Genomic DNA, 10,691 nt, shown 5'->3' with positions numbered 1-10,691 from the left:
TTCTATACTGAGTTGGGGAATTCTAGTATATCAGACGAACATGTCTTTTTTGTTGCACTTCATTTTACAACGCGGGGAAAGTAATAAATATGAACTTTTTTTCAAAAAAGTGTTGACAAGGGTATTACCCCGTGATATACTTATCTAGTGTTCAGCGGGGATGGCGGAATTGGCAGACGCGCAGGATTAAGGATCCTGTGACCGCTTTAGGTCGTGAGGGTTCAAGTCCCTCTCTCCGCATAGGACTTTCAGACTGGTTTAACCAGTCTTTTTTTTTTTTTTTGTGCCTGAAAGTTATGTGAAAATTTTCTCATACGGATACAGTTTCAGCTAGCATTTTTTTGAGAATCGTGTTAAAATAAGAGGGTATGGGGGATGACTCCCAAAAAATATTAGGAGGCTCTTAGAATGCCATTAGTTTCAGCAGAAAAATTTGTCCAAGCAGCGCGTGACAACGGTTATGCAGTTGGTGGATTTAACACAAACAACCTTGAGTGGACTCAAGCTATCTTGCGTGCAGCAGAAGCAAAACAAGCTCCGGTTCTTATCCAAACTTCTATGGGTGCAGCTAAGTACATGGGTGGTTACAAAGTAGCTCGCAACTTGATCGCAAACTTGATCGAGTCAATGAACATCACAGTTCCAGTTGCTATTCACCTTGACCACGGTCACTACGAAGATGCACTTGAGTGTATCGAAGTTGGTTACACTTCTATCATGTTTGACGGTTCACACCTTCCAGTAGAAGAAAACCTTTCAAAAGCAAAAGAAGTTGTAGAATTGGCACACGCTAAAGGTATCTCAGTTGAAGCTGAAGTTGGTACTATCGGTGGTGAAGAAGACGGTATCGTTGGTACTGGTGAATTGGCTCCAATCGAAGATGCAGTAGCAATGGTTGCAACTGGTATTGACTTCTTGGCAGCTGGTATCGGTAACATCCACGGTCCATACCCAGAAAACTGGGAAGGTCTTGACCTTGACCACTTGCGTAAATTGACAGAGGCTGTACCAGGTTTCCCAATCGTATTGCACGGTGGTTCTGGTATTCCAGATGCACAAATCCAAGAAGCAATCAAATTGGGTGTTGCTAAAGTTAACGTTAACACTGAGTGTCAAATCGCATTTGCAAACGCAACTCGTAAGTTTGCAGCAGCTTATGAAGCAAACGAAGCAGAATACGACAAGAAAAAACTCTTTGACCCACGTAAATTCTTGGCTGACGGCGTAAAAGCTATCCAAGCATCTGTTGAAGAGCGAATCGACGTATTTGGTTCAGCGAACAAAGCTTAATGTTATATAAGTAATGCTATCTAAACCAACCGCAAGGTTGGTTTTTTGAGTTTTATCTAATCTACTGTTTCAAACAGTCCTATTCTGTGAAGCAATCTCTGATTGCGAACAAGGAAATCCGTTTTTTCAATGGCTTGTCCTTAGAAGATTTGAAACAAGCTTGGTCAAATGTCAATTCTGTCTGATAGACAGGCTTCAATATTCTTGGAGAACTGTCGAAAGAAAAAAATAAAAATATTCCTTGCCAACTTCATTCTTTTCTGTTAGAATAGTATGGTATGTGGTGCTAGCACATCCGATATATTTGATCAAATGAGGAGGAAGATACAATGGCTAAAGTATGTTATTTCACTGGTCGTAAGACTGTATCAGGTAACAACCGTTCACACGCAATGAACCAAACTAAACGCGCAGTTAAACCAAACCTTCAAAAAGTTACTGTTTTGATTGACGGTAAACCTAAAAAAGTTTGGGCTTCAGCTCGTGCTCTTAAATCAGGTAAAGTAGAACGCGTTTAAGAAATGACCCTTTTGGGTTATTTTTTTTGCCAAAGAAACCTAGTCTTCCGTCTGCTGTCACAAGCTTGTTTTTTACAGAATGGCGAAAGTATGGTAAAATGGAGTGATAAAACTATTTGAGGTAAAGTAATATGACTGTTAAAATCAATACAAAAGACGGCCAAATTGAATTGACTGACGACGTGATTGCCACAGTTGTCGGTGGAGCTACGACCGAGATTTTTGGTGTGGTCGGCATGGCTAGCAAATCCGCCATCAAAGACAATTTCCAGGCTCTTTTGAGAAAGGAAAACTATGCCAAGGGCGTTGTCATCAAGACCTTGGAAGATGGTCGTATTGCAGTTGATGTCTACACTGTTATGAGCTACGGTGTAAAAATCAGTGAAGTATCTCGCAATATCCAAGAACGTGTCAAGTTCAACTTGGAAAATCAATTGGGTATCTCTGTGGATGCCGTTAATGTTTTCATCCAAAATATTAAAGTCGTAGGAGAATAATTGTGTCTAAAATTACTACTAGTTTATTTCAAGAAATGGTGCAGGCAGCATCAACTCGTCTGAATAAACAAGCTGAATACGTCAACTCACTTAATGTTTTCCCTGTTCCAGATGGGGATACTGGTACCAATATGGGTATGACCATTACCAATGGAGCCAAAGAAGTTGCGGATAAGCCAGCAAATACAGTTGGTGAAGTCGCTCAAATCTTATCAAAAGGTTTACTCATGGGTGCTCGCGGAAACTCTGGCGTTATTACGTCACAATTGTTCCGCGGTTTTGGCCAGTCTGTTAAAGGCAAGGTTGAATTAGATGGTAAGGATTTGGCACAGGCCTTCCAACATGGTGTAGAAGTGGCTTATAAGGCCGTTATGAAGCCAGTTGAGGGTACCATTTTGACCGTTTCTCGTGGTGCAGCGACGGCTGCCCTAAAAAAAGCAGAAGAAACAGATGATGCCATTGAAGTCATGCGTGCAACTCTTGAAGGTGCCAACCGTGCCCTCAAGAAAACACCTGATATGCTTCCAGTCTTGAAAGAAGTTGGGGTTGTTGACTCTGGTGGTCAAGGTCTTGTTTATATCTACGAAGGTTTCTTGTCAGCTTTGACTGGTGAATACATTGCTTCTGAGGATTTTGAAGCAACTCCAGCAGTCATGACAGAAATGATTAATGCAGAACACCACAAGTCAGTTGCTGGTCATGTAGCGACTGAGGACATTACCTTTGGTTACTGTACGGAAATCATGGTTGCCCTTCGCCAAGGTCCTACTTATGTGAAAGACTTTGATTATGAAGAATTCCGTAACTACCTCAACGACCTAGGAGATTCACTCCTTGTAGTCAATGATGATGAAATTGTAAAAGTTCACGTCCATACAGAAGATCCAGGCTTGGTTATGCAAGCAGGTCTCCAATATGGTAGCTTAGTCAAGGTAAAAGTAGACAATATGCGTGAACAACATGAAGCGCAAGTTGAAAAAGAAGAAGCCTACCAAAAACCAGCTGAGCAAAAAGAATACGGCATTATCGCTGTTGCAGCTGGAGAAGGATTGACAGAGATCTTCAAATCACAAGGCGTTGATTATGTGATTTCAGGTGGTCAGACCATGAACCCTTCAACAGAGGATTTTGTCAATGCTATTGAATTGGTCAATGCTCGCAATGTCATCTTGTTGCCAAACAACAAGAACATCTTGATGGCGGCTCAGACTGCAGCAGAAGTTGCTGAAGTGGCGGTTAAGGTGGTAGAAACCAAGACTCTACCACAAGGCTTCACTAGCTTGCTTGCCTTTGATCCAAGTCGTGATTTGGACAGCAACTTTAAAGCGATGACGGCATCACTTGCAGAAGTGAAAAGTGGTAGCGTGACAACTGCAGTCCGTGACACAACTATCGATGGTCTGGAAATTCATGAAAATGATAACTTGGGTATGGTTGATGGCAAGATTGTGGTTTCTAATCCAGATATGATGGAGACGCTTGTTGCTACCTTTGATAAAATGTTGGATGAAGATAGTGAAATCGTGACTATCTATATTGGTGAGGATGGTGACGAGGATACAGCACAAGCCCTTGCTTATCAATTGGAAGAGAAATTTGAAGATGTAGAGGTTGAAATCCATTTCGGTAATCAACCTGTTTATCCATATCTCTTTAGTGTTGAATAATCCATGAGAAGAGCAGTCTGACTGTTCTTTTCTTGTGTATTTTGTGGATATTTTGCTTGCTATTTGGCCCAAATATGATATAATAGTTTCTTGTGAGTATCCCTCACTTCCCACAGGCTAGGACCTGGGGGCATTAGACCAAAAGGAGGAACATATCAATGGCTAAATACGAAATTCTTTATATTATTCGTCCAAACATTGAAGAAGAAGCTAAAAACGCTTTGGTAGCACGCTTTGACTCTATCTTGACTGACAACGGTGCAACAATCGTTGAATCAAAAGCATGGGAAAAACGTCGCCTTGCCTACGAAATCCAAGATTTCCGTGAAGGTTTGTACCACATCGTTAACGTTGAAGCGACTAACGACGAAGCTCTTAAAGAGTTTGACCGTTTGTCAAAAATCAACGGCGACATTCTTCGTCACATGATTGTGAAACTTGACGCGTAAGAAGGTTTTATATGATAAATAATGTAGTATTGGTTGGTCGCATGACCCGCGATGCAGAACTTCGTTACACTCCGTCAAACCAAGCTGTTGCGACTTTTACACTTGCAGTTAACCGTAATTTTAAAAATCAAAATGGCGAGCGTGAAGCGGACTTTATCAACGTAGTTATCTGGCGTCAACAAGCTGAAAATTTGGCGAATTGGGCTAAGAAAGGTGCTCTCATTGGCGTGACTGGTCGCATTCAGACCCGTAGTTACGACAATCAGCAAGGGCAACGCGTTTATGTAACTGAGGTAGTTGCAGAAAGTTTCCAACTCTTGGAAAGCCGTACTGCCCGTGAAGGTCAAGGTGGCGGATATTCTGCTGGTAATTCATTTGCTGGTGGCAATGATTACAATTCACCTTATCAAGCACCTGCACAATCTACACCGAACTTCGCTCGAGAAGAAAGTCCATTTGGTGCATCAAACCCAATGGATATTTCAGACGATGACCTACCATTTTAGGTCGATACTAAATATATAAAGGAGAAAACACATGGCTCAACAACGTCGTGGCGGTTTCAAACGCCGTAAAAAAGTTGACTATATCGCAGCTAACAAAATTGAATATGTTGATTACAAAGATACTGAGCTTCTTAGCCGTTTCATTTCTGAACGTGGAAAAATCCTTCCACGTCGTGTAACTGGAACTTCAGCTAAAAACCAACGTAAAGTAACAACAGCTATCAAACGTGCTCGCGTTATGGCATTGCTACCATTCGTAAACGAAGATTAAAAAAATGACCCCAACGGGTCATTTTTTCTTGCGCTCTAGAAATGTGTAAAGCGCAATGACAGAGTGGACCATTTTTTCATGAGCTTGAAAATATGAGAGCGAATTAGGAGCTTCAAAGCCCTATTTAGCTAGCCCCCTAGAAACTAGATAGGTTCAACACTGATAGGTCGTTTTTACTTGTGCTCGTTAAACTTGAGAAGCACAATTGCGCAGTGAGGAGATTGAACGCCTCTTTGGGACAGCCAACGAGTACCACAATCTTCGTTATACAAGAGAGAAAGGCAAGTCCAAAATGGAAGATAAGGTTGGACTGACTTTGGCGTGTTTAAATCTCAAGAAATTGGTAAAAATGAGGGCAGGGAAGCCTTTTTATATTGTACAAATAGCCACGATTCTGGCAAAAAGACCGACTATCAGACCAATAAACAGAAAAAGACAAACATCAATCGAGATGTTTGTCTTCATTCTGTAGCTAGCTGTCGCTAGCTTTTATCTCCAACTTGAGCAAGTCTATCCGTAGACTTGTTAATGACAGCCGACTCTGGTCGCCTCTATCTCCAACTTGATGGAGCATCTCCCCGGGCTCCGTCAACCACCAACACTCGTAAACTTGGTCATACCATAGCGGAAGAGTTTATAGTTAATCGTAAAGATGATGGCAACAACGAGGGGGAGTGCGAGGCCCCACATGGAGAGGTCCAGGAAGTAGAGGGCTGGGAAGTAGGCGGTAAAGGCATAGGGAAAGACAAAAATCAGTAGGAATTGAATGACTTTTGGATAGATATTGAGCGGGTATTGGGCCATTTGGTTGAGTGCGAAAATCCCCATGGTGAGAGGGAAGGATTCCACGATCCAAAAGGCAAGAGCTGTTGGTCCCAGCTGAATTGCCGCATAGAGCAGACCGATGCAAATGGCAATAAAAACCAACAGGAGAATCTTCCAGACAGACCATTCCAAGCCCAAAATCTGCGAAGACTGCCAGAGAGCCACGCCACCAATCATCGTCGTACCGATGCCCTGAGGCTGAATTCGTTCGCAGACCAGCTGAAAGAGCGGATTGACCGGCAAGAGCAAGAGGCGTTCAAACTCCCCCCGACGAATGTAGCGGCTACCGAACATCCACAGATTATCAAAGAAAATCAAGTGGACCGACCGCCCCACCGTTGCCATTCCATAGATAAACAGCATCTGCCCGTAGTTAAAGCCTGCAATCTCCTTGATATTACTAAAAAGGACATTGAGGAAAATCAAATAGACCACCTGCTCCACCAAAGATGAGACCAGACCGATGAAAAAATCTACCCGAAAAGACATCTGGGCCATCATGAAGACCTTGACATTGTACAAATAAAGACCTATATACTTTTTCATCCTAGCCTCCAAAAATGACAATTTTTCGCTTGGCTTGGGACCATAGAGCCGCGATAAAGCCAGCAAGGACAGGCAACCAGAGCAACTGCAAGCCCAGCAAGGACAGGTCAGTTTCTCTGCCTAAGAGAATAGAAATAGGCACATTGATTGCATAGTTATAGGGCATGAAACTCAAGACTTTTTCGACTTTTTCAGGGTAAAAGCTTAGCGGTAAGAGGGCTCCGGATGACAGGTTGAAGAGTCCCATGCGTAGCAGCATGACTCCCCAAGCATTGACCGTAAAGAAAGTCGCAAAACCAAAAGCCAAGTCTAAGAATTGCACAATAAACATTCCCAAGATAGCAGATAGGAGAAAGACTAATATAGTCTTTCCATCTGGTAGGTAAAAATCACTCTGCACCAAGAGGATGATGAAAAAGACCACCAAAAACTTGAAGAGTTCAATCAATTTTGTTCCTAAATCCTTGAAGAAGAGGGAGAGGATAAAAGAGTAGGGCCGCAAAAATTCCCCAGCAATCTGCCCTTGCAAAATCGAGTGGGACAGGTCTTCACCGATTGAAAAGGAGTTGAGGCTTGCCAGAAGGCTAGCGAAGATGATATAGGTGGTGAAGGTCTGGAGGGTGTAACCATTGACCTCAGGCTGTGTGAAGAAAATAGTCTTCCAGACAAAGAGAGACACCAAAATCCGTGCTAGCACAGATACGAAAGAAGCCAGGAAAAAGGCCTTGTACTGCAGGGCTGTCATCATAGTCAGCCGTGTCATGTAGAGGTACTTATGCATGAATGCCCTCCTCGTAAATCTGACGGACAATGGACTCAATTTCCAGCTCCTTCATGGTCACATCATCGACCTCGATCTGCTCAAAGACCAAGGTGATGACCTGGGCACTGGTCCATTGGTTAGCCTGATAGTGAATGTCGAAGTGGTAATCATCCTTGCGGTCAAATTCCAGACCAGTCGCCTGAATATCTTTGGTCAGCGGATGCTCGGTAGAAAAACTAATGGTTTTGATTTGAGAAAATCGCTCCTTGAGCTGACTGAGTGAGCCGTCGTAGACTTTTTTTCCCTTATCGATGATGAAAATCCGCTCGCAGAGGGTTTCAATGTCCTTCATATCGTGGGAAGTAATCAAGAAAGTCGTGCCGTGCTCTTCATTCATGTAGCGAATAAAAGAACGAATGGTCTCCTTGACACTAGCGTCCAGGCCGATGGTTGGCTCGTCCAGAAAGACCACAGAAGGCTGGTGGAGAAAAATAGCCGCAAATTCACAGCGGACCCGCTGTCCCAGAGACAGATTGCGGATGGACTGCTTCATAATGTCTGCCAAATCCAGCAAGTCAATCAAGCGTGCCAGTCGTTCCTGAAAAACCGCCTCAGGTACATCATAGATTTTGGCATGGAGAATAAAGGACTCCTGCACAGGCAGGTTCCAATCCAGATGTGATTTCTGCCCAAAAAGGACACCGATCTGCTTGTTGACCGCTTTGCGATTATCCTTGGGAACCAGGCCGTTAATGGTGACCGTGCCCTCATCGGCGTGTAGCACCCCCGTCAACATTTTAATCGTAGTTGACTTGCCGGACCCGTTGGATCCGATATAGCCGACAATCTCTCCCTTCTGAATGGACAGGGAGATGTCCTGCACCGCCTGAATGGTTTTTTTCTTGGGCTTGAAGAAGGCCTTAATTGAGCCTTTTAGCCCCACCTCCTTATCGACCACGTAGTAGGTTTTGGATAAATGCTGCGCTTCTATCATAATGATCTCCTTGAGAAAACGTTTGCGTAATCATTATATCACGATTTATTCGCCTGTGATGATGAAAATATAAGAAAATAGCGAAGGATTTTCTGAAAAAAGCAGAGAAGATTTCTGTTCTGTTATTTTTTATCATTTTTTCCATGCATTATTTACAATACCAAGAAAAAGGTGTACAATAAAAGCAATCAATTCTAAGGAGGTTGAGATGTTAGAAGTTCGTCGCTTATGTAAAAGTTACGGGACCAAGGAAGTCTTGAAGGACATTTCCTTTACTATTCCATCTGGAATCATCTGTGGTTTGGTAGGGAAAAATGGTGCAGGAAAAACTACTTTCTTCCATTCCTTACTAGGATTTGTCAGCTACGAGGGAGAGATTGCCCTTGACCAGCAGGCTGTCACGCCAGACTTGTTTTCAAAAATCGGCTATCTACCAGAAGAACGGAGCCTCATGCCCAAGCTTTCTGTTTTTGAACAGGTCCGGTATTTGGCAAGTTTAAAGGGATTGACCAAGAAAGAAGTGGCTGAAAAACTACCGTTTTGGATGGAAAAGTTGGAAGTCAAGGGCAAGGTGACAGACAAGATTAAAAGCCTATCCAAAGGAAACCAGCAAAAGATTCAGTTGATTGTAACTTTGCTCCATGAACCAGACCTGATTATTTTGGATGAGCCCTTTTCTGGGTTGGACCCTGTCAACACCGCCCTCCTAAAACGTGTGATTTTAGAGGAAAAGGAGCGCGGGGCAACCATCATCTTTTCAGATCATGTTATGACCAATGTGGAGGAACTCTGTGACCAACTCTTGATGATCCAAGATGGGCAGCTGGTCTTGAATGGAGGCATTCAGGATATTCGTCGGCAGTTTGGTCGGACCCGCCTCTTTGTTTCCTCGGATATTCCGAGAGAGCAGCTAGAAGGCCTGCCCCATGTCCTCTCTGTTCAAATGACCAATCACGATAAATGGCGCCTTGTCCTAGACGATGAAGCAGCAGGTCCAGAGCTCTTCCAGTTGATCAGTGGTGGTCACTATCTGGCAACCTTTGACCAGCAGGCGCCAACCATTGATGAAATCTTTAAAATCAAATCGGGGGTGGCAGAATGAAATCTTTTATCCTAGTCGCAAAAGAGACCTACCTACGGCAGGTCAAATCCTGGTCCTTTGTTTTTATGGTCCTATCCCCTTTCCTCTTTCTCGGCATATCTTTGGGAACAGGCTATCTAACAAGCTCTAGCATGGATGCTGGGTCGGAAAAAATTGGTCTCGTAAGTGAGGACTTTATGGCCCAAATGGCCTTTGCGACACTTGACTTAGACTTGGTTCTTGTGACAGAAGAAGAGGCCAAGCAGCAGCTTTCAGAAGAAGAGTTGGAAGGCTATATCAAGGTCGCAGTAGTGGACCAGCAGTACCAGGCGACCTATCATGGAAATGAGGTCCCTTCTCAATCCGTTCAGCAAACCTTCCAGTCTATTCTAGAGAGCTTGCAGCAGCAGCTCAATGAAGCAAATGCTCAATTGACACCAACTCAGCTTGAATTTCTAGCCATCCAGCCTTCCTATGTGGAGGAAGTTGGTGACCAAGAGGGGCTGGAAAAAATTGGACAGATGATTACCTTCTTTGGCTTGATTTTCCTCATGTACATCATGACTATTGTTTATGCTTCTACAACTGCCCAGGAGGTAGCCAGTGAAAAGGGAACGAAAATCATGGAAGTGATTTTCTCTAGTGTTCCAGCCTGGACCTATTTCTATGGTCGCATCTTTGGCATCTTCCTCGTCATTGCGACCCATTTGGGTGTCTATCTTGTAGGTGGCATCTTGGCCTATCACCTAGCAGGACAATTGGAATTGACCAAGGAAATCTTTGAGTCAAACCAGGTCTTGGTGCAAGCTGTTTTAGACAACTTGGACTGGACCATGATTCTCTTTGCTATTTTCGGTCTGCTCCTAGGAGTAACCCTGGCTTCCTTGTGTGGTTCTCTTGTGGTGAGGCCAGAAGATGTCAACAAGGCTGTGCAACCGGTTATCTATCCGATTATCATCGGCTTTTTAGGGGCCATGACCTTTGGGCAACAAGCACAAGAACATATGGTGGTGAAAATCGGATCTTTTATCCCATTTTTATCCTCCTTCTTTATGCCGATTCGCCAGATAAATGGCTGGGCAAGTAATTGGGAGACCTGGCTATCTTTCTTCATTCTCGCAGCGACCACGATTGGCGCAATCGTCTTTATAGGCAAATCCTATGCAGGCTTGATTTTACAGACCGATGATATCGGCTTTTGGAGAAGCTTGAAGAAAGGCTTAACGAGCAAGTAAGTCTGCCTACAATAGAACGAAAAGACCAACTTAGGAATCCTAAGTTGGT

At 43.6% G+C, this 10,691-nt stretch carries 12 protein-coding genes, 1 tRNA gene and 1 pseudogene; 11 read left to right on the top strand and 3 right to left on the bottom strand.

The features are described from left to right. Nucleotides 1–154 precede the first annotated feature (154 nt). From ACHBIE_RS09425 to ACHBIE_RS09385, 9 genes and pseudogenes are all read left to right on the top strand, one after another. Nucleotides 155–240, top strand: a tRNA-Leu gene (locus ACHBIE_RS09425). A 168-nt stretch (nucleotides 241–408) separates the two neighbouring features. Beyond that, nucleotides 409–1,290, top strand: coding sequence for a class II fructose-bisphosphate aldolase (locus tag ACHBIE_RS09420; protein WP_208562947.1), 882 nt, complete (start codon nucleotides 409–411; stop codon nucleotides 1,288–1,290). 329 nt (nucleotides 1,291–1,619) lie between these two features. Next, the gene (gene rpmB / locus ACHBIE_RS09415; protein ID WP_001140948.1) at nucleotides 1,620–1,808 is read left to right on the top strand and encodes a 50S ribosomal protein L28; all 189 of its coding nucleotides are present in this window, start codon (nucleotides 1,620–1,622) and stop codon (nucleotides 1,806–1,808) included. A gap of 131 nt (nucleotides 1,809–1,939) precedes the next feature. After that, nucleotides 1,940–2,305 (top strand): Asp23/Gls24 family envelope stress response protein, encoded by a 366-nt coding sequence (locus ACHBIE_RS09410; protein ID WP_105111305.1) that lies wholly within the window; start codon nucleotides 1,940–1,942, stop codon nucleotides 2,303–2,305. 2 nt (nucleotides 2,306–2,307) lie between these two features. Beyond that, nucleotides 2,308–3,972, top strand: coding sequence for a DAK2 domain-containing protein (locus tag ACHBIE_RS09405; protein WP_105122489.1), 1,665 nt, complete (start codon nucleotides 2,308–2,310; stop codon nucleotides 3,970–3,972). 158 nt (nucleotides 3,973–4,130) lie between these two features. Continuing rightward, nucleotides 4,131–4,421 carry a 30S ribosomal protein S6 gene (gene rpsF, locus ACHBIE_RS09400; RefSeq protein WP_105111495.1) on the top strand — a complete coding sequence of 97 codons (291 nt, stop codon included), beginning with the start codon at nucleotides 4,131–4,133 and terminating at the stop codon, nucleotides 4,419–4,421. Nucleotides 4,422–4,432: 11 nt separating this feature from the next. After that, nucleotides 4,433–4,927, top strand: a complete 495-nt coding sequence (locus ACHBIE_RS09395; RefSeq protein ID WP_002942409.1) for a single-stranded DNA-binding protein — start codon at nucleotides 4,433–4,435, stop codon at nucleotides 4,925–4,927. 31 nt (nucleotides 4,928–4,958) lie between these two features. Then, on the top strand, nucleotides 4,959–5,198 hold the full coding sequence (gene rpsR / locus ACHBIE_RS09390; RefSeq protein ID WP_002939250.1) for a 30S ribosomal protein S18: 240 nt from the start codon (nucleotides 4,959–4,961) through the stop codon (nucleotides 5,196–5,198). Between the two features lie 202 nt (nucleotides 5,199–5,400). Beyond that, nucleotides 5,401–5,670, top strand: a pseudogene (locus ACHBIE_RS09385) (transposase); the annotation flags it as partial. 116 nt (nucleotides 5,671–5,786) lie between these two features. Here ACHBIE_RS09385 and ACHBIE_RS09380 read toward each other — a convergent pair. The 3 genes from ACHBIE_RS09380 to ACHBIE_RS09370 are packed head-to-tail and all read right to left on the bottom strand — an operon-like array spanning nucleotide 5,787 to nucleotide 8,326. Next, nucleotides 5,787–6,569 (bottom strand): ABC transporter permease, encoded by a 783-nt coding sequence (locus ACHBIE_RS09380; protein WP_105122490.1) that lies wholly within the window; start codon nucleotides 6,567–6,569, stop codon nucleotides 5,787–5,789. Nucleotide 6,570: 1 nt separating this feature from the next. Beyond that, nucleotides 6,571–7,350, bottom strand: coding sequence for an ABC-2 family transporter protein (locus tag ACHBIE_RS09375; protein WP_105122491.1), 780 nt, complete (start codon nucleotides 7,348–7,350; stop codon nucleotides 6,571–6,573). After that, nucleotides 7,343–8,326: an ATP-binding cassette domain-containing protein gene (locus tag ACHBIE_RS09370; protein WP_105122492.1), complete on the bottom strand. Its 984-nt coding sequence runs from the start codon at nucleotides 8,324–8,326 to the stop codon at nucleotides 7,343–7,345. The genes ACHBIE_RS09375 and ACHBIE_RS09370 overlap by 8 nt, the downstream gene beginning before the upstream one ends. A 208-nt stretch (nucleotides 8,327–8,534) precedes the next feature. Between ACHBIE_RS09370 and ACHBIE_RS09365 the strand changes: the two genes are divergently transcribed. Continuing rightward, a complete protein-coding gene (locus ACHBIE_RS09365; RefSeq protein WP_105122493.1) occupies nucleotides 8,535–9,428 on the top strand; it encodes an ABC transporter ATP-binding protein in 894 nt (297 codons plus the stop codon). Then, nucleotides 9,425–10,642: an ABC transporter permease gene (locus ACHBIE_RS09360; protein ID WP_105122494.1), complete on the top strand. Its 1,218-nt coding sequence runs from the start codon at nucleotides 9,425–9,427 to the stop codon at nucleotides 10,640–10,642. Before ACHBIE_RS09365 ends, ACHBIE_RS09360 begins: the two co-directional genes overlap by 4 nt. Nucleotides 10,643–10,691: the final 49 nt, after the last annotated feature.

Origin of the sequence: Streptococcus sp. A23 (genome assembly GCF_043674155.1) — a bacterium.
GTDB lineage: Bacteria > Bacillota > Bacilli > Lactobacillales > Streptococcaceae > Streptococcus > Streptococcus suis_V.
Note: the sequence above shows the minus strand (reverse complement) of the source record. Positions and strands in the feature narration are given on the sequence as shown.